Genomic DNA, 25525 nt, shown 5'->3' on the forward strand with positions numbered 1-25525 from the left:
AGCTGTATTGTTAAAAAACAGGCTATTACCTGTATTTTTAAGGCAATATTATGAGTTATCCACTGCAAACCCCAGAACAGCTAGCAATTTTGTTAAAAAGTTTCCGTAAAAAGCGGGGTTATACACAAAAGGCTATCGCTGAAAAGCTTGGTATAAGCCAACAAACCTACCAGCAAATTGAGGCTAAGCCGCAAAATGTGACTTTAGAGAGGTTGTTCAAAGTACTTCGATTACTAGATGTTAGAGTCGACTTATTGGATGAAATGGGAAGTGCCTCGAAACTAGTTTCTGATCAAGGTAGTGAGCAATGGTAAAAGCTCGAAAGCTTATTGTATGGATGAATGGCCATTCTGTCGGAGAGTGGTCGATTAATCGAGGTCGCGATCGATTTGAATATTATGAAGCTTGGGTTAACAATCCAATAGGTCGCCCTTTGTCTTTATCTTTGCCTTTTACGCCCAACAACGATGCTTACCAGGGTGATACAGTCGCTAATTACTTTGATAATTTGCTACCCGACCACGACGATATTCGCCGGCGTTTGGCGAAAAAGTTGAGAGCAGACTCGACTAAACCGTTTGATTTACTTGCTGAAGCTGGACGAGATTGTGTCGGAGCATTACAACTTTTACCTGAAGGGCTGGAGCCAGAAAGCTTAAAGTCCATAGAAGGCGAACAATTGAATGAGGCGGACGTTGCAAAATTATTAAGAAATACTTTGTCTGACGACACGTTAGGATTAGAAGTCGAAGATGAATTGCGATTATCACTTGCAGGCGCGCAAGAAAAAACAGCTTTACTCTGGCATAAAGATCAATGGTATCGACCAACGGGAGCCACACCGACAACGCATATTTTCAAATTACCTTTAGGATTGGTTGCGAACATTCAGGCGGATATGAGTGGGTCGGTTGAAAATGAATGGTTGTGTTCAAAAATACTGGAAGCATTCGGTCTTCCTGTCGCAAGCTGCGACATCGGACAATTCGAAGATCAAAAAGTACTCATTGTTGAGCGATTTGATCGCCGACTGTCTTTAGATAAACAATGGATAATGCGTATACCGCAAGAGGATTTCTGTCAGGCATTGGGACATTCTATGCATTTGAAATATGAAAGTGATGGAGGGCCTGGAATAGAGCAGTGTATGAGAGTTCTCGACAGTTCGTCACAAAGAGCAATTGACCGTGATATATTTTTTAAATCGCAAATAATATTTTATTTACTATTTGCAACAGACGGTCATGCAAAAAACTTCTCTATTCAACACATTGATCGTCAAAATTATCTATTGACGCCTCTATACGATGTATTGTCTGTTGCTCCTATACTGGGTGAAGGACCCAATCAAATGCGAGCTAAAAAGGCTACAATAGCCATGAGTCTTAAGAGTAAAAATCGACATAAAGTGATTGAGAAAATACAGCGTCGCCATTTTGTAGCGCAGGCACAGAGAGTTGGTTATTCCGAAGAAGAGGGGAATACGTTAATTGATGACGTTATCAGTAAAGTTGACTCAGTTCTTGACCTCGTATCAAATCAATTACCTGATAAATTTCCAAAATATATAGAAGATTCGGTTCTATCATTAATGGCAGAACAAGCGAAAAAACTAATAGTAAAATAAATAAACGTTACATTCGAATTACTTCTTTGAAAGGTCTCGTATATTAATAGATGTTTCTTTCCCACACTCATATTTAATCGAAGCAAAGTAATCGTATTGGAGGGTATTCTTATTTAAACCATCGAAGCGTTTGGTTCCACTCCCTCCCGCGCAACCACTGACATCATAAGAGACCATTACTTTAAACCCTTCTACAAAAGGACCCTTTTCGTATGCCTTAAAAATTCTTGGATCGAGATCAAGATGGCTCTGAGCATAACTTCTATTAATAGACACTGGGATCGCTTCGAAGCAACCGTTGACTTCTACTATAAGATATACATTATACCAACAGTTGGTTGCACTGCATGGATTTGGATTTATGTGCAATTGCAGATCCCATTGATTATTTCCATCGATATCGTAACGACTCTCACCACCGCCACTCGTTATAGATATTGAGTCTATCGGTTTGTCATAGTGTGCTGCTTGACTAAAGGCTTTTTTCCAAGGATTAGATAAGCAGCCGGGCTTATTCTCTTTTTGATTTGTAATGAGTGCCGCTTTTAGCTTTTTAATTCGTTCTTCATACGCCTTTTTGATGCATTCTTTATCATCGCATGAATTTCTTGTTTGTAGCCATTCTTGCTTTTTCATCAGGTTGTCAGAGGTGTAATCTCCAAACTCCGCATAAAGTAAATCGTACCAGGCGTATTTATTATCTAGCCCTTTCAAGCTGTAAGAATCTTTTTTGCAGATTAAAGTCTCAACACTATTAAGTTTGTCATCACAGCTAAAAGATGGACTCTGCATGCCAGACCAAGTATCCGATGCTTTTTGTTCCAAACTCAGATTCCTAGATTTTGCAATTGCTGACGCTGAACAGATGAGTATGAATAAATATAGAAATAAAGAGTTCTTCATGTATACACCAGAAAAAATTCTGTATTAAGACATAAAATACTAGCCTAGTTTAAGCGATCGAACAAAGTTCTAACCCCAATCTCGCTTCTCTTTCGTTAGGTAAATTATTATGGTGAAGCGAATATTTACTCTTTTATCAATAGCATACTGTTGTGTCAGTTTCTCACAACCACAGATACCTAATCTCGATCTTTTTGAACTTGGAAATAAACTCGACAATAAGTTGATGAGTGACGTTGTGGAAACCACCAATAATCGATTATTAGAAAGGTTATATTGGCAACCAGAGAAACCGACACTTCGTGAATTCCATTGCGGTGTTCTGTACAATGGCCATGACATGATAATTATGCAAGATAGAAAATTGCCGGATGTCTATTACACGGTGTTAGGAAGCAAGGATGTTGATACCTGGATTCCTATAAACGGACCGAAAATCACCCATCGATATTTCCAGATCATGTTTTAGCACGTCATCCTACTGGCGGGTCAAAGTGATACTTATTCATTTATTTTAGCTTTTGGTAACTATGTTTAAATGCCATTTTTGATTCAATAGAATCTTTCTCATTTAATTATCTGAATACATATAGCGTATAGCTTTTTTAACTTTAACACTCCGTTCTTCTACTAGAAATTTAAAATCAAAAACACTTTTTTCGAACGCTCGTATACAAGAGTCAGTACTTTCAATACCAAACGTATCAAATTAATCGACTGAGACAGCAATTGTAGTGACGATCATATGAATGACTTAAGGTTATTTGAAAGTAATATCTTAAAAAATCCTTGTGGTAAGTCATGAATAGATACGTATCGGTTCCATTTTTTAAAGTACTTATGACCATGCTCTTTTGCTTGTCCAGTTATGGATGTGCGTTATCTTGGACAAAAGAACACAGTGGAAAAGGAGAGTTTGAAGCGGCCAGATCACACGACGTTCATTGGTTGAGTGATAATACTCAAAGCATCTCCGAAATAATTTATGACGAAGTTAAAGACGAATACCCTAAGTCGCAATATCAGCTGCCAAAACTCACGATAGGTAAAGTTTCGATACCATCTCAAGATAAAGATATGATCTATGAAATAACTCAAATATTTAACAATGTCTTGAATCAACTGACGACTACAGAACAAGAAAAACCGACATGGATAGTTGATTATGAAATTACTTATCTCAAAGAAAAGCACGATGATCTGGGCGTTTTGGCAGACTCTGCAGCGATTGCATACGGTCTCGTGTGCTGGAGAGTCGTTTTTGTTGTTTGTCCCGTTTGGGGCAATGACACTATCGTTTTTTTGAATGCTACTGTCACTTCCCACGACGGTAAAGTTATTAATTTACAGTCATACGGTGCCGCTGATTTTTTCACTACGTCTAATATCGTTCTATTAGATAGCGAATTTAAAAATAAGGCGAGAGCTAAAGCGTTGGCTGCGGCTGTTCGTAGTTTTACGTTGCAGTTTGTTGATAGGATTAATAGCGGTATACTAGAGCAAAAGTAGGAAGCTCTAAATTGTAAGTACCTATTTAACGGAAAACCGATAGATTAAGACAAGCACATTAAAATACCTGGCATTATGAAACTACAAAAACTCTCATTTAAACAACATATCAACTGGAAGCTATGGTCCACACTGTTAATTTTTATTTGCGGCTATATTGGTTTTTTGATGGGAGTGGAAGTTTCTGAGCGTGCTAACGTTCCCGAAGAAGGACTTTTAACCAAAGCCTATTACACGCTTGGCTTATTCGTATTAGGGGGAATGGATATTGGCACTCCCACCGATGGACCATTAGCGGGTCGCATTTTACTATGGCTCGCGTATTTTAGTGCTCCAATAATTACAGTATCGGCGATTATTGAAGCCGTCGTTAATATCTTAACGCCCGATCATTTGGGAATTTTGCGAGCTAAAAACCATATTATTGTTGTTGGCCGTTCCGATTTAGTACCGGTTTATCTTGAAAGGTTACGCCAGCGAAACCCAAAGTCGATTATTGTGTTGGTGATAAAAAATGCAAAAGCAACAGAAGTTGATGAGTTAAAGTCTTTATATCGAGTTAAAGTGATATACGGTGATACGACGCATCCTTTTATATTATTTAAGCTACGAATACCACAAAGTAAGAAAATCTATTTACTCGATGACAGTGATTTTTATAATCTCGAAAGTTTCAGTCAGATTGTTGAGAAAAACCCTGGTATTGCAAATAAAATTTTCATTCATCTTGCCGACTTAAGATTATTACGTTCATTGGAAAAGTCAGGTAATTTAGATACGGCGGAAATATTTAACAGTTATCAAACAGCGGCGCGTACATTAGTGAATTCAGCGTTATTAAGTCATTTTCAAAATACTAAGCCAAAAGACATCATTGTGTTTGCCGGTTTTGGTCGGTTCGGACAAAGTATTCTAGAAGAGTTGCAAGAGCAAGCGAGCAATGCTTTTGAAGCCGTTGCAATTATTGATATTGATGCCAAACGACGTGTCATGGTGGTTGATGAACAAAACCGAGACGCTTTCAATTATCAAAGAGAAGTTATCGAAGGCGATATTAAGCATCCTGAAGTTTGGCACTCGCTTTTTGAGAAAATGGATTTTTCTTCTGTGGAGCCAGTTTTTATTCTCGGAACTGGGAATGACATGCAAAATATTCGAACCGCTATTTGGCTTAAATCAATTCACCCAAAGGCGTTGGTTATTAGCCGAACTCAAACACCCTCGTTATTTGCAAAATCGGTATGCGAATCACACGGAATTATGAGTATTAATTTAACGGAACTGGCAAAAGTGGGTATGCCTTCAAGGACTTAAGACAGACTATAATATTACTATATTTCGTATAAACATTAGAATGGACAGAACTCTTTTTAACGGAACTGCAAGAATAAGGACTACTTGAAAAATAAGGAGTATCTATGAACATAAAGAAATTATGGAATTCCTACTGGTCTGAGCGCACTCAGGTTTGTATGCGTTGTGGCATGAGGTATAAAATTCGAATAGGCGAGTGTCGTTTTTGCAAAGGTAAAAGCAACGGTGAGATCATCGAGCAGATTCATATTCCTTATTCCGAAGAATTGGAAGACAGCAACAAGCTCGGTAATTATTTCTTTATAATCGGAATCTTATTGTATGCTGGGGCGATATCAACTTTCTTCTGGTATTAAGATTACCATTGAACAACTCATCATTCCGTAACTTTATGATGTATACTGATTCAAACTTTTCTCTATAATGATTTCGCTATGACTAATGACGACCAATTCCAAAATAATCCATTACAAGGTGTTAGTTTACAAACACTGGTGACAGAAATAGTCGATCATTATGGATTTGAAATTTTATATGCCTATTTACGTATTAATTGCTTTAAGACCAATCCGAGTATTGAGTCCAGTATTAAGTTTTTAAAGAAAACTGAGTGGGCGAGAGAGAAGGTGGAATCGTTTTATTTGTATAAATATAAGAACCTTCCCAGAGCTTCGGCCAAACAATTTCAATTACCCCCACGCGATCGCGTCATTCCTGACGATCAGAAGCCTGGAGAGCCGGCTGAGTTAACATTAAAGCAAGCAGAAAACATCCATAAAGCGCGCACAGAACGAGTGCAGCAACGAGAAGAAAAGCATGGAGAAAGGGTTTACAAGCAAAAGAAATCACATAAAAGAAATGAGAAAGCGAAACCTCAGGAATCAAAAGAAACTAACACTTCTCAAGGTAAAGACCCTTGGTCTAAATGGAAGAAGTAATAAATAAAAAAGAATGATTAATTACTGTACATGGGTTTATCATTTCGTTAGAATCCGCTCCGATTATTTATTGCACATTTTTATCAAAAGGAACTGAAAGCTCGCCTTTCATTTAGAACAATGTAATGCCTACACCTAACTAAGACGAAATTGTTACTTTGCACCTGTTTTTAAGGCGGCTGAGTAATGTCTACAATAAATGTTAAGGAGTAGGGATTATGAATACTCGATTTAAATATCCCCGCACACCACATTTACCTTGGTCTCCTGGCGCGACCAGCGATGATATTCGCTGTGTAGATACCGACATCTTTATCGGTAAGCAGGTCGTGGTGACTGAGAAAATGGACGGGGAAAACACCACAATTTATAACGATCACTGTCATGCGCGTTCGCTTGATAGTCGTCATCATGTATCCAGAGATTGGGTAAAACGTTTTCAAGCTACGATAGCTCATGATATTCCTGAGGGCTGGCGCATATGCGGCGAAAATCTTTTTGCTCAGCATTCAATAGTTTATGACAGTTTGAAAAGTTATTTCTACGGCTTTTCAATTTGGAATGAAAAAAATATCTGTTTGGATTGGCATGAAACGCTGCATTGGTTTGAGCTTCTGAATATTGATACTCCACCGATATTGTATAACGGGGAGTGGAATGAAGATCAGGTTAAAAGGCTTACTTTTGATACTGAAAAAGTCGAAGGTTATGTTGTTCGTTTAGTTGATGAATTTTCTTACGAATCTTTTGGTCGATCGGTGGCTAAATGGGTTCGCAAAAATCATGTACAAACGGATCAACACTGGATGCATGCGGAGATTGTGGCCAATGGATTAATGGATGATAACGGAGGTGAATCATGAAAACTTGGTTAGATTCACTCCAATTTGATGCAACACCGGATATGGACGAATGTGTTTCGGTGTTAGGTCAGCACCTCGATTGGTTGAAGGAATTAAAGCAGACAAAGCAAGATCCAGAATGGCATGGTGAGGGCGATGTCCATATTCACACAGCAATGGTGCTGCAAGAGCTTTATCAATTGCTTGAGTCGGATGCAGCACACATTCAAGGATGGCAGCGACAAGCTTTGATTCTCGGTACCTTGCTGCATGATATTGGCAAACCTCGGCGTACTAAAGATGTCGAGATCCGTGGTGTTATGCGGGTTGCTAGCCCGCAGCATGAAGCAATAGGTCGTTCATACTTAACCTTTAAGCTGATGGAGCTTGAACTCCCTTTCAATGTTATATGGACTGTTTTGGGATTGGTGGGCGAGCATCATATGCCGAAGCGGCTGGTTGTGAAAAATGAGTCGAAAGGTCAGTATCTTGCGCTTTCTCGAAGAGCAAATTTAGAGCTTTTATATTGGCTTGAAGTTGCCGATATGAGAGGAAGGATTTGTCCTGACTTAGATAAGCAGTTACAGATTCTTGAAGAATTTCGACTGTTTGCTGATGACTACAATGTTTGGCAAAAATCTTTTTTTCCGACCGCTCTAGATTCGCTAATTGCAGAAGAACCTGAGCAAGCAAAGCGCTACCTTATTGCGCGTGCTATTTCAGAGCTCGAAAAAGATGCGATTACAATGCAAGAAGAAGCCATTGCAAAAACGTATGAGCATAAAGTTAATCATTCACATCTTGTGGTGTTATGTGGTCCAAGCGGTATTGGAAAGTCGTCTTTTGTTAAACGGCATTATTCTGACTACTCGCTAGTATCGTTAGATGATATTCGTGAGGAGATTAATGGCGATCGAAGTAGTCAAAAGAATCGCGGCCAAGTAGTTCATAGGGCGAAAGATGCTCTAAAAGAGTGCTTACGCAGTAAAAAAAATGTTGTGTGGGATGCAACAAACTTGCGCAGTGACTTTCGAAAGATTGTGTGTGATTTGGGTTTTGACTATCACGCATTGGTTTCGTTGGTTGTATTTATTGCTCCAGAAAAAGAAATTTTCAAAGGTAATAAAAATCGACGTTACGCTGTGCCCGATGATGTCCTCGACAAACAATTGGAAAGTTATCAATTTCCATTGGTGAATGAAGCGCACGATTACATCATTGCTAATCATCGATCGGATATCTTATGGCGTTCAACGGCTCCGAGTCGGTCTTTATTTAAGGAATTACATTATGACTGACCGGAGTTTTATTAAATATCCACGAACTTATCACCTGGAGGATAAGCTTGATAAAAAAGATGACTCGCTTGCGGGTCTTCTTTCTAAAGGAGAGTATTTTGTCATCGAAGAAAAGATGGATGGTACTCAGGTTGGAATCAGTTTCGACTTGAAAGGGCATCTTCAGATTCAATCTCGAGGATCGTTTATTGATAGTCGACCAGAGTTTGATTTATTAAAGCAATGGGTGTGGCAATTTAGTACAGAGCTAATTCAATTATTGGGTGAAAGGTACATTTTATTTGGTGAATGGCTGTTTGCCAAACATACGCTTTACTACAATTGTTTGCCTGACTATTTCCTTGAGTTTGATATTTACGACCGAAAAGACAATCAGTTTTTAAGTACAGTTGCTCGTCAAAATCTACTCGATAATTATTCGTTTATTCATTCTGTTCGTGTTATTGAAACAACAAGTTCGATAACCTTAAGTGAGCTGACGTCGTTAATTGGAAAGTCTTCCTTTATAACGGAAGATGCTCATCAAAGCTTGGCCGAATCTGAAAGAAAACATACCGACCACAATGGAAGTATGGAGGGACTTTATATAAAAGTAGAAAATGCCTCTTCGGTTATTGCACGATATAAGTATATAAGACCTGACTTTATAAATTTTATTACATCTCAAGAAGTGCATTGGCGTGACAGGAATTTATTCCACAATAAACTTAAATAAAAACTTAAGGATTGAAAGTTATCATTTGAATTAACAATAGAATGGAAATATTACCAAAACATATTGCTAAATGCTTTTAAACCCGAAAATTGTATATGTCGCGCGCAATTTTAATGATGTTTTGTTTAGATAAACAACAAAAGTGATGTTCGAATCGCTAGACGGTATTTCTTGTTCTATTTAGTCGGTTCCAGTTTTTAGCAAAATCTATATAACCTGGCTCGTTTGAAGCAAGGAGTTTCAAACAAAGTATACAAAATACTTTTATCTTTTTTAAAGCGAGGAATTTTATGAACCTTAAATCATTATTAGCGAGCCTAGTTATCGCTTCTACCAGTGTCGTTGCCAGTGCCGAAAACGATGTCTACGGAACGGTCAGTGAGTTAATTACACGTACTGGACCCAATGGTGACCACCAAATTTATTTTAGAATGGATGTTAATAAATCATTCTCTAATTTTGAAGATTGTGCTGCCGACCGTGAGAACCTAATTTGGACACTCGATGTGACTTCACCGGTGTTATCGGCTCAATATGACTTAATTAGAAAGTCATATATCAAGAAACGCCCTTTAAGAGTTATTGGTTATCCAGACTTCTGCGAAAGCGGCGACTTTTATGCGGATAAGGTATTTGAGTTAAGCCCCTGGAATTGGCAAAGAAAATAGAAATAATTAATCAGTCGATTGTTTAATGGATGAATTGCTCAGGGAAGAGTGAAAGACTTTGAATATTCACACTGGTTTGAGTTTTTAATATCTACCGACCAGCGACACTTGGTTCTGAATTGGTAAGATTTGGAAAATCGAAGTGATAGCGTTCTCACATCCGTGAATAGATATAAGCATGTATTTTCAATAGGATGGAAGTGCTCCAGCTTACTATAAATATCAAGGGCTTAACGTATTGATTAAATATTAATCATTTTTCTGTTATTAAAATGGAAATTGTGATACCTTTTCGCATCATTGTATCGCTTATAGAGATTTTTGAAAGCCATGAGTTTTACTTATCCCGAGGGGCCTCAATCTGTCCCGTCTGACCTGACTAAACCTACCTCAAGTTATCGCAAGCACGCTTGGCTCGCAGTTATGGGGCTACTGGTGTTTGTTGCTGTTTACTTTGCTTTAGCAGGGTGGTTTTCTTGGAGTGCTTATCAGATTATTTACGAAACAGTTCAGGGACTTAGAGAGCCTTTATTGGGTTATCTAGTTGGTGGATGCTCGGCATTTCTCGGCTTGTTCATGATTAAGGCGTTGTTTTTTATCAAGCACAGCGGCGAAATTAACCATCTAGAAGTTACTCAGGAGTCGGAACCTCAGTTATTTGACTTTTTGCATAAACTTGCGGACGAAGCGGGTGCGCCTCGTCCGCATCGAGTATATTTATCCAACACGGTTAATGCCTGTGTTTTTTATGATTTATCGATTCTGAATTTTTTCTTTTCCTCGAAAAAGAATCTGGAAATTGGTTTGCCATTAATTAATTCCTTATCACTTGGTGAGTTGAAAGCTGTGCTAGCTCATGAGTTCGGTCACTTTGCGCAAAAATCGATGTCGGTAGGTCGTTGGGTTTATATTGCACAGCAAATTGCGGGACACATTATTGCGAAAAGAGACTTTCTGGATTCTATTTTAAAAGGTATTTCTAATATCGATCTTCGCGTTGCCTGGATAGGTTGGATCATGCGTTTGATTGTGTGGTCGATTCGCTCATTGATGGATTCACTGTTTTCAGTCGTAGTTATCGCCCAAAGAGCGTTAACGCGAGAAATGGAGTTTCAGGCAGATCTGGTGGCTGTTTCGATTACTGGGAGTGATGCGTTAGTTCATGCGCTCCATAAGTTGCAGGCTGCTGACGACGCATGGCATCGAACGTTAGATTTTGCAAATTCAGAAATAGCCGCTGGACGCTCGATTAAAAACTTATTTAAAGTTCAATCTAAAGTGGCTCAGAAAATGCGAGTGATTCTTGACGATCCTACCTATGGTTCGGTGGAAGATATTCCGTGTGACTCGCCAGAAAATCATCGTGTCTTTAAAGATCAATTGGGTCAACCACCAAAGATGTGGGCAACTCATCCCGAAAATAAAGAGCGAGAAGAAAATGCAAAGCGTATTTATATTGCTGCACCAATCAATAATGATGCTTCTTGGGTTGTATTTAAAGATGCTGAAAAATTGCAATGTGATGCGACAGAGCACATGTTAGCGAATCTCGAAGTTAAGCAACATGATTTAGAAGAAACTTTGAAGAACCTTGATAGTTATTATGGCGCGAGATTTTTAAATCCGAATTACAAAGGCGCTTATCTAGGTCGACAGTTAACTCGGCATGTAAATGATGTTAATGAGTTATTCGATCTATCGAAAATTAAGGATCTGGATAAAACGATCAAGTCTATTTATACATCGCAACTCCGTAACGATTTAAAGCGATTAAGAAATGCCCATGAGGAGCTTAGTTGCTTGATTGGATTGAAAGAGGGCTTTTTAAAAGCAGAAGGTGGTGTTATTCGTCACAATGGCAAAGAGTATAAGCGCAAAGAACTTTCCGATGTAATTGATAATCAACGGAAGATTGTTAATGAATTAGAAAATAATGTGCATATGAATGATAAAAAATGTCGTTCAGCACATATTAAGGCCGCTGAATCTATGGGTGGTGATTGGTCAGCTTATTTAAAGGGATTACTGCATGTATTGCATTATGCTGAGCATAGTGTTGCTGAAGTTAATGATGTTCGAGGGTTATTGAATAATGTTGTTGCTGTGGCATTAGCTGATGGCCAGGTAAGTTCTCGAGAGCTTAAGAAATTAATCAGTACCGGTACAGAAGTTTGTCAGGTATTGAGAAATGTATATTTCGAAGCGAGCCATTTGCAGTTAGATAATAGCTTACTGAAACGTTTGTCAATTAACTCTTGGGCTGAGGCTATGGGTGAATTTACGTTACCAAATCCTGATCGAAATAATATTAATGATTGGATGCAAGCCATCGATAATTGGTTGGATGCGGCAGTCGCTGCGCTATCTGCACTACGGACAGAAACATTGGAGCAATTGCTAACTACGGAGTCTTACATTGGCCATAAATACCAACAAACAGAAAACATACCTATGAATTATGGTATTTCATCTGTTCCGTCCGAATATACTCGGTTGCTACCTGGGAATGAACGCAAATTACAGACTAAGTTAGGTTTATGGGATCGTTTCCATACAGCGGATGGTGTTTTAGGTGCATTACTTCGTTTTACAGTAGCCGGAGGTATTGTAGGAGGCGTTCTGTGGTATAGCTTTATGTTGCTCTGGTTAAAAGTTTAAATTAATGGTTAGCGAATTCATATAGAGCAACGTTAAATTAATATTTGCCTGTTAAACCTGAGTTTGTCAGGCAAATAGAAACCAAAATATCTACGCTTTTCTCACTTCGATGCATAGTTCTTAGGGCAATCAAAAAAGACCAGTTTATTTTCGAATTGAGTAATATCTTGCCAACTAATAGATTCACACTGAATTTTTACGATACCGCAGGTTGGAATATTGATTAGTTGGTTGTTTGTTAATTGATTTACGACTTCTGTAAATGCCGGGTTATGTCCGACAAGTAGAATTCTTTGATAGGAGTCGCTGATACTTTGTATAAACCGGATAATATCTGAATCATCAAAGGTATATAGCTGTTCACGAAACTCTAAATTTGATGCTGAGATCTTGGCATGTTCTAGAATATTTTCTATGGTTTGTGTTGCTCGAACAGAAGTTGAAGCACATATTAATTCCGCTTCTTTAAATACATTAGAGTTATGTTCAGCTATGAGCTGAGTACTTTTCTTACCTCTTTTGGAAAGAGGACGGTGTTTATCATCTAAGGAAGGGAAATCCCAAGAAGACTTCGCGTGCCGTAAAAGAGAAAGGTATTTCATGCTAGTCTGCATCCAACATTTTATAGAAATACTACTAATTTTATACTCGTTATTTTACATGGGTAGTATAACTTATATAGCCTACTTTTATTTCACACTCATTTTTATGTATCCAAAAACAAAGTGCTTACGTAAAACCGTGGTAGTCAGTATTGAATATTAATAGCTGGAGATAATTGTTGAATAAACCACTGGTACGAAATATTCTAGGATTGTTCGGTTGGCTCATACTATGTTTTGCCGCCTCTTTTCTAGGCGCTATTGGATCTTTAAATGCTCCAACTTTTTATGGTCAACTGATGCAACCTGATTGGTCGCCTCCAACATGGGTCTTCGGTCCTGTCTGGACGCTTCTTTATACTTTAATGGCTATTGCTGCATGGCAAATCTGGCGTAATGGTGGTTTTAAAGAAAATAAACTGGCTTTAATACTGTTTTTGGTACAGCTGGTCTTAAATGCACTATGGAGTTGGATTTTCTTCTCGTGGCAAATGGGTGGGTTTGCATTTTTTGAGATAGTAGCTTTAGCTGGGTTTATCATTGCGACCATCTTAGCATTCTACGAAAAAAGTCGCTGGGCAAGTCTGTTGTTAGTACCTTACGTATTATGGGTAGCCTTTGCCGCATTTTTGAACTTTACTCTTTGGACGATGAATCCTGAAATTCTATAAAAAAATGATTGAAAAAATAATTATTAGTTGAGTGTCAAATAGTTAGGTTTTGACTTCAGTGAATATTGCCGATAGATATAAAATTCTCACCATCGGAAGCTTATGGTATAGCATGCGATGTTAAATGGATAATTGCAAAGGAAAATGTTTTTATAAAGGATATTTAATTATGTTTACATTAAAATTTTCCCGGTTTATTACTTTCATGACTTTAGGTGTTGGACTTTTTTACGTTCACAACGTTTTAAAAGAACTCATTTATCTGCATCGTTTAGTTGAAATTTATCAAGAAAATTTACAATTTATAGATGTATATTTTGAATTAATTGATCAAACGCCGTTAACTGTTAGCCCTTTGATAGTTTTTTTAGCAACTTTATTCGTTATGAATAGCGCAATCAAAATCTATAAAAGAAAAGCGCCTAAAGTTGATCCCAATGTTTCTTTTCAAGAGGCCTATGAAAAAGCAAGGACCATGATAATGAACCCGATGTGGATTCATGAGTATTCAAAACTTTATAAAATTGAAAAAAATGACATTGAAAACCTAATTGAAGAGCGAAAGTTACGTACCTATCGTTACGCGGGTTGGCTCTTTGTCAGTGACTCAAACCAAAAATTCGATTAAATGAACTAAAGATTAATTGATCAGATATATAAGAATTAAATGACGAATATTTGTATTATTGATTTATGCGTATTTATTAGATTTTGAGCACCCTTTGCGGTAGATTGGTCGTTGGTTTTCACTGATGATGAGTTTGAAATTGAATTCCGCTGATGAATCCAGAGTTATCGAAATGGCTTGGGAAGATAGAACACCTTTTGAGGCTATAGAACGGTTGTATGGTTTGACTCAAGACCAGGTAATTCGTTTGATGCGTCAAAAATTAAAAAAGAGTAGTTTCAAATTATGGCGAAGTCGAGTTTCAGGAAGAAAAACAAAGCATTTAAAGTTGCGTAGTCCTCAAGTAGCTAGAGGGTATTGCCCGACTCAATATAAACAAAGATAAAGTTCTTGATTGTGACAGCTTTATAGTTTTTCATCTTGTGTAAAAAATCCGTTGCTTTAAGAATGTGAGGTAGAATGAATAGTTTGCGAAGCAATGTCGATAGAGTCTTTTTCACAGGTGTCTTTGCTAATACAATTAAATGAACTATTTTTTAGGAGAATATTTAGTTTAACTCCTAGGATTTCTATTCGCTGAATAATTGTCTTGTTAGTGGGAAAAAGAGTTTCTGTGAGAAAACATACCAGTAAAAAGAGTAAGCTGATCAACAATAATTTATCGTAAATCTAAATGATTACAACTATTTAATCTGTCTTTTCAATATATTCCGAGTTACTTTTAAATCTTGCAAGATTCTCTATTAGTAAAAGGTTCGGCTAGCTATTCAATAATTTATTATTACTTTACGAGATGGCTATTGGTTTCCTTTTCATCCAATTTAGAGGCCAAACTTATGTTAAAAATAGGTATACTAGGGCTTAAATTGAATGAACCGATAAAAATAAAGTTAAGAGTGCTATGTCTAACGGATTGAAAAACTTAAAAGTTAATCGATTGTTTCAACCATTTATCCCATTTTACAGCCGCTATCCTTTTAATAGTAAGGTATCATTTAACAGTGCTGATGACCGAGGCTGCATTGATTTTAGACTGTCATTTTTCTATAACAGAATTCCTAAAGCGGCAAATTCAACCATTATGGGAACTTTAGCTAGTCTTGCCTTGGAAAGAGAGGTTACTTCTCGAGAAGCAAAGAAACTTTTTCGATACCCTTCATCACTGTCGCGGAAAGAAGTTGAGGAATTTGAAAAACTTTATAAGTTTACGGTTGTAAGAGACCCTTATACCCGTGTTCTTTCCGCATTTTTAAATAAAATCAAAGGTAAAAAAGAGAATGCGAATGTTGAATTTGCAGACTTTATTCAATCATTAGAGTCAGGATTATTATATAAGAATGCTCATTGGGCACCTCAAGCTTCTTTATTATTGATTCCAATCGATAAGTTTGACTTTATAGGAAAAACAGAGAACCTGGAGCATGACTTAAATTTCATATTAATGGAGTTGAACTTACCTCATTCTGAAGGGGTGATCAGAAATACCTTAGTTCATGCAACCAATGCCAATGAGAAGTTGAAAAAATATTACTCACCTGAGTTAGCACAACGTGTTTATAAACTGTATAAAAATGATTTTGAGTTGTTTGATTACGACCATATGTATTTAATTGATTAGGATTGTTAATATTTTAATGTGATCGTTCAGTTTCGATATCCGACAAAGTATTTTCTAACCAGTGTTAAATTTTAGAACTGAATAAAGGAACAAAGTTATGATTCATCGATATACGTTACATAGGTTGGCATCAATTCTTAGTCTCTTTTTGTGTTTTAATGCTGGTGCTACAGAGAATAAATATGAATTGAAAAAAGTGATTTCAGGGATAAATGTTCCTTGGGGTATGGTGCAATTACCTGATGGTAACTTTTTAGTAACTGAGCGCTCTGGTAAGTTGTTTATTGCTGATCCAAAAGAAAATAAACTAGCTTTAGTCAAAGGTGTGCCCGAAGTTGACACAGGAGGTCAAGGTGGGTTGTTGGATGTTGAATTGCACCCTAATTACACAAAAAACAACTACATTTATCTATCTTACTCGAGTGATGAAGGTGAAGGGTGGGGAGCTCATACAGCCATTCTTAGAGCTAAGTTGCAAGACAATGAATTAACGGAATCTAAAGTTTTATACAAAGGATCACCTAATACACAAGGTGGTCGGCATTTTGGAAGTCGACTTGAGTTCGACAAAAAAGGGTATCTATTTTTCTCTATAGGCGACCGTGGAGCACGCGATGAGTTTCCTCAGGATATTACCCAAGACGCAGGTAAAGTCTATCGTATAAAAGATGATGGAAGTATTCCCAAAGATAATCCTTTTGTTGGTAACTCGAAAGCTAAATCCGCGATTTACTCATTCGGGCATCGTAATCCTCAAGGGATGGCTTTGAATCCTGATACTGGTGATATTTGGATTCATGAACACGGTCCGCGTGGTGGTGATGAAGTTAATATTATTGGAAAAGGGAAAAATTATGGTTGGCCGAAAATCACTTACGGTATCAATTATAGCGGAACCATTATTACAAAAGACACTCACCAAGAAGGAATGGAACAACCCGTTCATTATTGGGATCCTTCTATTGCTCCTTCTGGTATGACTTTTGTAACAAGTGAGCAATATCCGGAATGGAAAGGGCATCTGCTGGTGGGATCATTAAAATTTGGTTATCTGGTGTTGTGTAAGTTGGATGGTAATAAAGTTGTCGATACTGAAATATTATTTAAGGGCATCGGCCGAGCGCGAAACGTTAAACAAATGGATGATGGTTATATTTACGTTGCGACGGAAGGTAATGGAATTATCCGAATAGAGCTGGCCACTAATGATAAAAAATCCAGTGATGATTAGTGCATATAATTAAGGCCTCATAAGAGGCCTTAATTATAAGTTAAAGATAAATTTGGCTATTACCCGTTAAAAGGACAGTCTTCTTTAGGCTTGGGTTTTGTATGAGGAGTTAACTCTTCAATTTGCTTAGGATCGTGCTTGGTGACTTCATATTCTGTTGGAACCAATGACCCATCATCGCCAAGCTTTGCATAAAAATACTTTTCTTCGCTAGCAATAATCGTGTAACCATTTTCATCTTCTTCCCAATTAAGACATGGACCGCCTTTGAGTAATGCCGTAATTTTAGTGCCATCAACGAGAACATAGGTGATAGGTTTTGAAGTTGGCGGCATGCCTCCTGGAACTACTGTGCCCGGCACAGGAGATGGAGAAGCAGCGTTAGATTGTTGGTCGTTTGATACGGACTCTTGGTTCTTGGAGGAATCGGAACAGCCGCCGAAAATTAAGCAACTCATTAACGAGATACAGGTTAATATTCTAAATCGAGCTCTTGAGTTCATGTCAGCTATCCTCATGGATTTGTTCCAGACCTGCATAACAAACGCAGTTCTAAGCAAAGTGTTGGTTACAGCGATTTTATAGAAGTTTCCAGAGTTTGAGATATATCAAACTCTGGAAATGGTGTTATAAATGATAGTCGAAATAGCGACTAGTGCGAACCTCGGATGCGACGCAACCCAAGGAGAATTAGGCCGAAGATAAGTGCAAAGTTAAGTGAACCGCTTTCTTCTTCTTCGCTTTCAGACTTGTAGGTAGCTTCAATAACTGCACCACCACTACCAACGGTCATTGTGGTATCTGCTCGTCTAGGATTGGCAAACTCAGCTGAGCCTTCAACAACTACCCATCGATCAAACAGCATTTCTTCCGCTGGTTCATTTGCGATGATGTTAACTGTTTCACCCGCTGCATAATTTCCGCTTCCACTACCACCATTAATGGTGACTGTATAAAGAATGGCTTTGTAGGTTGCTTCAACAGTTGAGTCGCCAGAACCCATCGTGACAGAAGTTTGCATGCTGGTTGGAGAATCAATCACGGCATTGCCACTAGTGACTACCCAGCGATCAAATTCGAATTCGTCAGCTGGAGCATCGGCTGTTATGGAAATGCTTTCTCCTGCTGCGTACTCGCCGTCACCGCTACCCATTTCAATATTCAATTGATATTTGATGACCTTGTACGTTGCTTCAATGGACACGTCTTGCGTACCAATGGTTACTGTCGTTTCTGGACTTGTTGGTTGTGCTATATCTGCACTTCCATTTGTGACAATCCATCGATCAAATTCGTATTCAGGCTCAGGGCTATTGGCCGTTATTGAAACAACTTCGCCAGCCGCATATTCGCCATCACCTGAACCGTTGCTGATATTCAAAGCGTAAGTAATCACCTTGTAAGTCGCTTCAATCGTCGTGGTGCCGGGCTGAATTTTTGCGGTTGTTTCTAAACTTGTTGATGATGCAAGCTCTACAGAACCTTCTCTAATAACCCAACGGTCGAATTCATAACCTTCTGGCGCGGTATTGGCTGTGATAGTCACTGTTTTACCCGCAGCGTACTGACCGCCGCCTTGACCATTCTCGACAGTAAACAGAAAGCCCTGACAATTTGTTTGATTAAAGCAGAATGTCATTTCATCGGCTGGATCGCTGATATTTGAAATAGTATGGAATGTTTTTTGAATCACACCTCCCTGATAGGAGTCAGTATTGGGTAGCGTATCGGGTCCAATCATGTCGGTCGTGTTTGGTGAATATAGGTCAAAGCGATCGCCCTGATTATTCCCTTTTTCCATGTCATAGTTGCCATCGGCTTGTAACAGCGCAACTTTGTAATGATTGCCATTTTCTGGCCATTCAGCTTGATCTGGATGACCTTCTGAGTTGTTGCCGGCTGCGTCATCGATGTGCCATATCGCAACACCATCAGCTTGATTTGGTATATTGTCGAAAACAGGCGTTCCATCCAGCGCTTTTCGTTGGCGTTTCTCGATCAACAAATATTCACGATTTGGATAGCCTTCTTGTACTTTGTAAATGGTGTTGTCATCAAGTAGATATTTGCCAGGTACGGTTATTTCAACTGGTTCATTGAAACCTAATTGTTGGCGTCCCCAAGCGCTGAAGAAAGGCGGGCGCTGGCTACCGTCACTTCCCCAGGAATTTGCCATAAGTCCATAAGATCCGATTCCTTGACCACCGCCGTTAGTATCGTACAGGTCGGGTAAACCGAAGAAGTGTCCAAGCTCATGTGCGATAACACCGACGCGTCCAATATCGGAGCCACATCTTGCCCATAAGGCGGGGTTGATGTTGTAGCTACTGACTCGAACCCCTTCATCGGAAGTCCATGCGCCGAAGCCCCATTTATGTGACCAGATACGTGAGTTTCGGTCGTTAGAAGTGTAGCAATCTTGACCACCCCACTCAGCGCCGTAGCCTGAGTGCACAAAGGTTATCGCATCGATGTAACCATCATTATCTTGGTCAAAATCGCTAAAATTGATTGTTTGGTCGGCATTATCGAGAGCTGCCTTTAAGAGGGTGTGAAGACGAGTCGTCATTCCTGAGTCTCCATCTGCCCAATAAGCTTCTGTTTCGGAGCTGGTGTACCAGTCGACAACGGTGGACTCTAAATTGAGTTGTCCATAAGAATTAGTCAGGTAAACATCTTTGACGCTTCCAGCAGGAGCAAGGTCAGCGTCACCGCCCTCTTGATTAAATAGAACATCGAAATCACTTGCTGATGGCAAAACCCTCTCTGGATAACCATTGGCTTCTGCCGCTTCTTCTGTGTGGTCTGCAAAACGAATGAGTATTACTAAATTTTTACGAGTCGCTACATTGGTTGAGCCGTTAGCGGACTTTTCTTTCACTGTTGGCATTTTCGACAATGGAACGATAGGATCTTTATGGGCAAACGCTAGCGCTGTCTTTGGTGGTTTTATGCCTTTTTCAATGGCAGTAGGGGTGTCTATGCCCACTCTTTTACCAGTTGGTAACAACTTGCCGTCGGTACCTGATTTGGCGTATTCGTAGCAATTACCGTTTCTAATAACGGTATAACCATTGAGGTCTTCTTCCCAATGTTGCTCAGCGCTACCTTTCAAAACGAGCTGAATTGACTGACTTGTTTCTCCACATTGTTTAACGGTGAAAGGATCGGGGTTAGCAATCGATGCGCTGAGATTTTGAGAAATGAGAGAGGTTCCTAAAACCATGCTTAAAGCTATATTTTTGTTTTTCATGGTTTTTTTGAATGTACTTAACGTTCTTTGTTCCATATTGTTTACTGCTCACTTTGCTGACATCGGCGAAAGTGTATGTCAAATAACCAGTGTTTTCTGTGAGAGCGCTGGCAAAAAAGACAAAACGATGAATGATGTGTTAATTATTTATTAGGCTTTTTAGACGGTTAAATGAATTTTAAGCGTTAAATCCAACTTTACATGGTTGGTATTTTTCAAACTTCTGGTTCATCTTGGCTATAGTTAATAACTTAATCCAAATTCTTTTCCAAGCTACTCTCTGGAAAGTGGTTTTTAAAATTGGGGCCGCTCATGCCTAAGTTTTCATCCGGTGGAATAGATTTCCGATATTGGTGGGTCGATGAGCCCAAGTTTTTGGCGGGTCAGTCGCCAGCAGGTCGCGACCGATACGACTCAAAACAGTTTTTAAAGCATTTGCTTGATTTGGGCATGCGAACGTTTATCAGTTTACAGGAAGAAGATGAAGTTGTTCGACGAGAATTTCCTTTTTACCACGACCCATTGGAGCGATTGGCTGAAGAAATAAATCAAGAAGTCTCATTTATTCGTTATCCGGCAATGGATGGTACAGCAATCAATGATAACTCCATTCGATTAATACTTGATGCCATTGATAGCTCTATCAAGCAGAAGCGACCTGTCTATTTGCATTGTCTTGCTGGTCATGGTCGCACAGGAACAATTGTTGGGTGTTGGTTAGTACGGCATGGCATGCGTGGTGATGAAGCTTTAGAGAAGATAAATGAACTAAGGGCCGCAGACGTACATTTCGCAAGTAAGCCTTCTCCGCAAAGACCAGCTCAAGTGGATAAAGTAAAATATTGGAAAGAGGTTTGATGCTAGATGTCTCTTATCAGTGTTCTGTTAAATTAGCCTTACAGCCATCGAGGTGTTTGGGACTGATAAAGAGAATACTCTTCAGGAAACTTGAGTAATAAATGCTTTTCTTCCGCTGTGGCTTGTCTTTGAAGTGTCATTATCCCGAAGACTAGACAAATCAAGGTGAAGGCCGACGGGATTGCGAGAAAAAAACCGAACTGTGCAAATGCGACGGCCACAAAAGCAGGATTTCTGGAATATTTATAAAATCCGGATGTTTTGAGATATTTCGGTCCTTCAGGATCTATTCCTGAGCGCCATTGAACGCCGAGACTTCGGTTTGACACTATTGCAAAAAGAAATCCGAAAGTTAGTAACACATTGCCCAGCAGTATTATTAGTTCGTAGTTTAATGAATCAAAAACGATTAAGTAAGAATCGACTTGAGGATAGAGCCAACGCGCAATACAAACAAACCAAATCATAAGTCTAAAGAATCGAAACAGCATGTGATTCCACCAAGTTGCGCAGTAGAGCTTCCCTGGGAAAACCATTTCAGATTTTTGTTTATGTTTTTTGATGAGTATGACCGACGTATAATAAATAGCGACTCCGGTAAAGAACATAGCCAGATAAGCACGTGTGAAACTATCAATTGCTGAATTGATTTCTACGACATTCATTAGTAATTTTTTAATCGATTTTAATTGTTGTTTAAATTACGTTGCTCTGGATGCAGTGACTTTGCCAGTATGTGGTCGTCATGTTCGATAATGGAACTTGCTGGTCCGACAATCAGTGGATCCGGTTTTGAAACACTATGATGATCTTTATTGAGATAATCAAGGGAAGATAAAAAATGCTGCATACAATTTAAGCGAGCTCTCTTTTTATCGTCTGATTTGATGACTGTCCAGGGTGCATCTTTTGTATTAGTGTAAAAAAACATTGCTTCTTTTGCTTCGGTATAATCCTCCCATTTGTTTAGTGATTGAATATCTATGGGGCTTAACTTCCATTGTTTTACTGGGTCGACTTTTCTTTTTTGAAATCGTTTGAGCTGCTCTTCTCTTGAAACAGAAAACCAATATTTAAAAAAATGGATTCCCGATCGTGTAAGCATCCTTTCTAATTCAGGAACCTGACGCATAAACTCGAGATACTCTGCAGGTTCACAAAAGTTCATGACGCGCTCGACTCCAGCTCGGTTGTACCAGCTACGATCAAATAGAACAATTTCTCCTGCCGTTGGTAAATGTTGAATATAGCGTTGAAAGTACCATTGTCCCTTTTCTTCTGCAGTTGGCTTTTCAAGAGCAACCACTCTCGCTCCTCGAGGATTCAAGTGTTCCATGAATCGTTTTATAGTACCACCTTTTCCGGCTGCATCCCTTCCCTCAAATATGATAACTATTTTTTTTCCTTCAGCTTTTACCCATTTTTGAACTTTGAGTAACTCAATTTGTAAGCTTCTTTTACGCTTTTCATAGACTGAACGCGAAATTTTACTTTTGTAAGGATATGCAGATGATTGAAAGTCTGACTCTGTTGCTGACTTGTCATGTTTTATTTCTGCGAGGTGGTGACGAAGATCTGGACCATGTAATTCTTCAGATATCGACAAGGGTTCTTTGTTGTTTTCAGAAACCTTTTTATGACTCATAAGTAACGCCTCATTTCAGATCTTCAATTTTAATTATAGAAGGTCAGACATGATTTGTTTTATCAAAGTAAACCACGCTTGATCTGAATCAATAGCCGCCAACAAAAAAGCCCGCATCAGCGGGCCTTTTCGGAAAAGGTGAGAGGAGTTACTTTTTCTTACCTTTTTTTGTATCTTCAGCAGCAGTCTTTATTAACTCAAGCAATTCTTCGTTAACTGCAGGAATTTTTTCTAAAGAGTCTTTATCTTCAACACTTTCAGCTAACTTGTTGTATTGCTCATTAGCTAATTTATTAAGTGCCGTGTATTCTTCAGAAAGTTCAACTGCTTTTTTGAGCACTTCTTTTTGCTCGGCAACAGTTGTTTCAGCGGTTTGCTTTTCTTTACGAAGTTTTTTGCTGAGATCTTCTGCTTGCTTTCGCGCTTTGGACTCGTCCATTTTTTCTTTCTTAAGCGCTTTCATTTTCTTGACGACATTTTCAGGAGTGTCAGCAAGAACTTTAGTAATCTGTTTTATTTCCTTCTGTTTTTCGGCAAGTTGATTCTTCGCCTTTTTGAGCTCATCGGCCGTCTGGCTTCGATTTGCTTCCATTGATTGCTCTGCTGTTTCCTTACCAGAAAGTGCGGCATCTCTCTCAGCTAAAGCTTGCTTGGTGGCTTTTTCTGCTGCTTCCACCTGTGCTTGCATTTCTGCGATCTGCTGTTCTGCTCTTTCTTGAGCTGCTTTAACCTCTACTTCGGCGTTATTCGCTAAAGCGATGGTTTTGTTTAGAGCTGCTTCGAGCTCTTCAGAAGTATATTCTTCTGCTAGTCCTAGTCCTTTCGCTGCGGTCTGCATAAGCATCTGCTTGCTAATGGCGAGTTCTTTCCAAACTTCTAGTTGGACTTCAACACTTGCTTGTTCCAATGCTGTCTCCTCTACTGCTTAAAATTTGCGCGGAATAATACAAGAAAAGTGGTGAAATATCTATAAAAGTTGGAGAAATATCCAAAACAATTCTGTTTGTTTTAATCAGAATGATTTTTATGCAAAGCAAATATGCGGGTAACTTATTGATATTTATAGATAAAATAATATTTAAGGAGCATTTGTACAATAATGAAAAATAGTATTCTTTTAAGTGCGAATGTAAGGATTTAGGGTAGGAAATCGAAGGTTTTGAGGATGTCTTGTGGAAAAGTACCAATTTTAAGAAATTTATTGAGGTTGGGTGGAGCTGATTTGTTGTGTGGTGGGCAATTAAGCCCACCAATAGGTCTATTTAGACGCTTGCCGATTCGGGTTGTTTGTTGCTGGTACCGATCTGGTTTTCAATCATTTGGTCTTTTTCTATCCATATTTGATTTAGCCAGGTTTGTACTCGAATACGGACGTCACTATCATTCATATCACCAATAATTTCAGACTTAACGTCTAACAATCTTACTTTGACTTTAATGGTGTTTAATCGAGCGCACAAAAAGTCCCAAAAGGTTGGAATGCCATCAGGGTAGTGAATGGTTACATCGACCACTGTATTCATTTGTTCTCCCAAAATAGAGAGTACAGTGCCAATACCACCTGATTTAGGTTTTAGCAGATGTTTATAAGGAGAATTTTGTTTTTTGGCTTTTTGAGGAGTAAAACGTGTGCCTTCAACAAAATTCATGACTGAAATTGGTATGTGTTTAAATTTTTCACATGCCTTCTTAGTCGTTTCCAGATCTTGCCCTTTTTTCTCTGGATGCTTTTTAAGATAGGCTTTGTTGTGACGTTTCATAAATGGGAAGTCTAATGCCCACCATGCAAGACCTAAGAGCGGAACGTAAATCAGCTCTTTTTTCAAAAAGAACTTAAGAAATGGAATTTTGCGATTAAAAATTTTCTGCAAAACGTAAATGTCGACCCAGGATTGATGGTTGGCCATGACGAGATACCAGTCTTTAACTGAGAAGTTTGCGTTGTCAGGCCACTCAATATCGATTTGACAGTGTTTGTGCGCGAGCATGCTGTTTACTGAGATCCAGCAACTGGCGCAGCCATTCAGCAAATAACTAAATACTCGGCGTAGTGCTGGTATTGGAATTAAAAATTTAAGTAGGGATAAAGCGAGTAATGGAATAATCCAAAAAATTATGTTCGCAACAAATAGAGTCATTGCAGTAGCGCCGATGAAAAAGCGCAAAATATCTTTCATGTGAATATCTCTTACTTCTGCTGCTTGAATATGTTCTGCCAGAAATCCTGCTGCATTTCGGTCATTTTTTGAATATCTGCGGGCATAAACTGCTGAAGTAGTTTCATCACATCAAAATCGCCAGACTCTATTTTTTTCTTGGCTTCGTTAATAATATCTTCGTGAAGCTCGGAAACATCCGGCATACCAAAAAACTTTCTCCATTCTTCTGGAGTTGCATCTATTTCAAAATTTACTTTCATTTCAAAGACCTATGAAATGGACATTAATTATTATTGAATAACAGCCTAGTGGAAAGGTAATTAGTGTACCGGATTGTCGCTCCAGGCGATACCTTCAATCAGAAGGCGCTTCTTACTGAGGATCGCCT

The 25525-nt window shown here is 38.7% G+C and carries 27 protein-coding genes; 18 read left to right on the plus strand and 9 right to left on the minus strand.

Annotated features, from left to right (window positions below; translation table 11 throughout):
• The first annotated feature begins 50 nt into the window (after window positions 1-50).
• Window positions 51-314, plus strand: a complete 264-nt coding sequence (locus FAX86_RS06720) for a helix-turn-helix transcriptional regulator (RefSeq protein WP_144392565.1) — start codon at window positions 51-53, stop codon at window positions 312-314.
• The gene (locus FAX86_RS06725) at window positions 308-1627 is read left to right on the plus strand and encodes a type II toxin-antitoxin system HipA family toxin (RefSeq protein ID WP_144392566.1); all 1320 of its coding nucleotides are present in this window, start codon (window positions 308-310) and stop codon (window positions 1625-1627) included. The genes FAX86_RS06720 and FAX86_RS06725 overlap by 7 nt, the downstream gene beginning before the upstream one ends.
• Window positions 1628-1645: 18 nt before the next feature.
• On the opposite strand, the gene FAX86_RS06730 is transcribed toward FAX86_RS06725, so the two are convergent.
• Complete coding sequence (locus tag FAX86_RS06730; RefSeq protein WP_144392567.1) at window positions 1646-2452, minus strand: lysozyme inhibitor LprI family protein; 807 nt, start codon at window positions 2450-2452, stop codon at window positions 1646-1648.
• Between the two features lie 187 nt (window positions 2453-2639).
• On the opposite strand from FAX86_RS06730, the gene FAX86_RS06735 reads away from it, so the two are divergent.
• The 10 genes from FAX86_RS06735 to FAX86_RS06780 all read left to right on the plus strand — a co-directional run bounded on the left by FAX86_RS06735 (window position 2640) and on the right by FAX86_RS06780 (window position 12472).
• Window positions 2640-2999, plus strand: coding sequence for a hypothetical protein (locus tag FAX86_RS06735; RefSeq protein ID WP_144392568.1), 360 nt, complete (start codon window positions 2640-2642; stop codon window positions 2997-2999).
• Window positions 3000-3331: 332 nt separating this feature from the next.
• A complete protein-coding gene (locus FAX86_RS06740; RefSeq protein WP_144392569.1) occupies window positions 3332-4039 on the plus strand; it encodes a hypothetical protein in 708 nt (235 codons plus the stop codon).
• Between the two features lie 75 nt (window positions 4040-4114).
• Complete coding sequence (locus tag FAX86_RS06745) at window positions 4115-5353, plus strand: NAD-binding protein (RefSeq protein WP_144392570.1); 1239 nt, start codon at window positions 4115-4117, stop codon at window positions 5351-5353.
• Between the two features lie 104 nt (window positions 5354-5457).
• The gene (locus FAX86_RS06750) at window positions 5458-5709 is read left to right on the plus strand and encodes a hypothetical protein (protein WP_144392571.1); all 252 of its coding nucleotides are present in this window, start codon (window positions 5458-5460) and stop codon (window positions 5707-5709) included.
• A gap of 78 nt (window positions 5710-5787) precedes the next feature.
• On the plus strand, window positions 5788-6291 hold the full coding sequence (locus tag FAX86_RS06755) for a VF530 family protein (RefSeq protein WP_144392572.1): 504 nt from the start codon (window positions 5788-5790) through the stop codon (window positions 6289-6291).
• A gap of 218 nt (window positions 6292-6509) precedes the next feature.
• Entirely contained in the window at window positions 6510-7154 is a 645-nt protein-coding gene (locus FAX86_RS06760) for an RNA ligase family protein (RefSeq protein WP_144392573.1), read from the plus strand.
• A complete protein-coding gene (locus tag FAX86_RS06765) occupies window positions 7151-8431 on the plus strand; it encodes an AAA family ATPase (protein ID WP_144392574.1) in 1281 nt (426 codons plus the stop codon). The genes FAX86_RS06760 and FAX86_RS06765 overlap by 4 nt, the downstream gene beginning before the upstream one ends.
• Entirely contained in the window at window positions 8424-9146 is a 723-nt protein-coding gene (locus FAX86_RS06770; RefSeq protein ID WP_164503486.1) for an RNA ligase family protein, read from the plus strand. The genes FAX86_RS06765 and FAX86_RS06770 overlap by 8 nt, the downstream gene beginning before the upstream one ends.
• Window positions 9147-9436: 290 nt before the next feature.
• A complete protein-coding gene (locus tag FAX86_RS06775; protein ID WP_144392576.1) occupies window positions 9437-9814 on the plus strand; it encodes a hypothetical protein in 378 nt (125 codons plus the stop codon).
• A gap of 330 nt (window positions 9815-10144) precedes the next feature.
• Window positions 10145-12472, plus strand: coding sequence for a M48 family metallopeptidase (locus FAX86_RS06780; protein WP_144392577.1), 2328 nt, complete (start codon window positions 10145-10147; stop codon window positions 12470-12472).
• A gap of 101 nt (window positions 12473-12573) precedes the next feature.
• Here the strand turns inward: FAX86_RS06780 and FAX86_RS06785 are convergent, their stop codons facing one another.
• Window positions 12574-13074 carry a SixA phosphatase family protein gene (locus FAX86_RS06785; RefSeq protein WP_164503487.1) on the minus strand — a complete coding sequence of 167 codons (501 nt, stop codon included), beginning with the start codon at window positions 13072-13074 and terminating at the stop codon, window positions 12574-12576.
• Window positions 13075-13253: 179 nt separating this feature from the next.
• Between FAX86_RS06785 and FAX86_RS06790 the strand changes: the two genes are divergently transcribed.
• The 5 genes from FAX86_RS06790 to FAX86_RS06810 all read left to right on the plus strand — a co-directional run bounded on the left by FAX86_RS06790 (window position 13254) and on the right by FAX86_RS06810 (window position 17222).
• Window positions 13254-13745, plus strand: a complete 492-nt coding sequence (locus FAX86_RS06790) for a TspO/MBR family protein (RefSeq protein WP_205859116.1) — start codon at window positions 13254-13256, stop codon at window positions 13743-13745.
• Window positions 13746-13914: 169 nt separating this feature from the next.
• Window positions 13915-14373 (plus strand): hypothetical protein, encoded by a 459-nt coding sequence (locus FAX86_RS06795; RefSeq protein WP_144392580.1) that lies wholly within the window; start codon window positions 13915-13917, stop codon window positions 14371-14373.
• A 124-nt stretch (window positions 14374-14497) separates the two neighbouring features.
• Window positions 14498-14758, plus strand: a complete 261-nt coding sequence (locus FAX86_RS06800) for a TIGR03643 family protein (RefSeq protein ID WP_246128512.1) — start codon at window positions 14498-14500, stop codon at window positions 14756-14758.
• Window positions 14759-15274: 516 nt separating this feature from the next.
• The gene (locus FAX86_RS06805) at window positions 15275-15991 is read left to right on the plus strand and encodes a sulfotransferase family protein (protein WP_144392581.1); all 717 of its coding nucleotides are present in this window, start codon (window positions 15275-15277) and stop codon (window positions 15989-15991) included.
• 97 nt (window positions 15992-16088) lie between these two features.
• Entirely contained in the window at window positions 16089-17222 is a 1134-nt protein-coding gene (locus FAX86_RS06810) for a PQQ-dependent sugar dehydrogenase (RefSeq protein ID WP_144392582.1), read from the plus strand.
• Window positions 17223-17281: 59 nt separating this feature from the next.
• Here the strand turns inward: FAX86_RS06810 and FAX86_RS06815 are convergent, their stop codons facing one another.
• Together FAX86_RS06815 and FAX86_RS06820 are read right to left on the minus strand one after the other, a co-directional pair.
• Window positions 17282-17725 carry a hypothetical protein gene (locus FAX86_RS06815; protein WP_144392583.1) on the minus strand — a complete coding sequence of 148 codons (444 nt, stop codon included), beginning with the start codon at window positions 17723-17725 and terminating at the stop codon, window positions 17282-17284.
• A gap of 149 nt (window positions 17726-17874) precedes the next feature.
• Window positions 17875-20511 (minus strand): M6 family metalloprotease domain-containing protein, encoded by a 2637-nt coding sequence (locus FAX86_RS06820; RefSeq protein ID WP_144392584.1) that lies wholly within the window; start codon window positions 20509-20511, stop codon window positions 17875-17877.
• A 276-nt stretch (window positions 20512-20787) separates the two neighbouring features.
• On the opposite strand from FAX86_RS06820, the gene FAX86_RS06825 reads away from it, so the two are divergent.
• A complete protein-coding gene (locus tag FAX86_RS06825) occupies window positions 20788-21333 on the plus strand; it encodes a protein-tyrosine phosphatase family protein (protein WP_144392585.1) in 546 nt (181 codons plus the stop codon).
• Between the two features lie 38 nt (window positions 21334-21371).
• Here the strand turns inward: FAX86_RS06825 and FAX86_RS06830 are convergent, their stop codons facing one another.
• The 5 genes from FAX86_RS06830 to FAX86_RS06850 all read right to left on the minus strand — a co-directional run bounded on the left by FAX86_RS06830 (window position 21372) and on the right by FAX86_RS06850 (window position 25397).
• Window positions 21372-21998: a methyltransferase family protein gene (locus FAX86_RS06830; protein ID WP_144392586.1), complete on the minus strand. Its 627-nt coding sequence runs from the start codon at window positions 21996-21998 to the stop codon at window positions 21372-21374.
• Window positions 21999-22018: 20 nt separating this feature from the next.
• Window positions 22019-22978 (minus strand): polyphosphate kinase 2, encoded by a 960-nt coding sequence (gene ppk2, locus FAX86_RS06835; protein WP_144392587.1) that lies wholly within the window; start codon window positions 22976-22978, stop codon window positions 22019-22021.
• A 148-nt stretch (window positions 22979-23126) separates the two neighbouring features.
• Window positions 23127-23885 carry a coiled-coil domain-containing protein gene (locus tag FAX86_RS06840; protein ID WP_144392588.1) on the minus strand — a complete coding sequence of 253 codons (759 nt, stop codon included), beginning with the start codon at window positions 23883-23885 and terminating at the stop codon, window positions 23127-23129.
• Between the two features lie 355 nt (window positions 23886-24240).
• The gene (locus tag FAX86_RS06845; RefSeq protein WP_144392589.1) at window positions 24241-25155 is read right to left on the minus strand and encodes an acyltransferase; all 915 of its coding nucleotides are present in this window, start codon (window positions 25153-25155) and stop codon (window positions 24241-24243) included.
• 11 nt (window positions 25156-25166) lie between these two features.
• Complete coding sequence (locus FAX86_RS06850) at window positions 25167-25397, minus strand: DUF6489 family protein (protein WP_144392590.1); 231 nt, start codon at window positions 25395-25397, stop codon at window positions 25167-25169.
• Between the last annotated feature and the right edge of the window lie 128 nt (window positions 25398-25525).

Origin of the sequence: Pleionea sediminis, from assembly GCF_007570825.1 — a bacterium.
GTDB classification, from domain to species: Bacteria; Pseudomonadota; Gammaproteobacteria; order Enterobacterales; family Kangiellaceae; genus Pleionea; species Pleionea sediminis.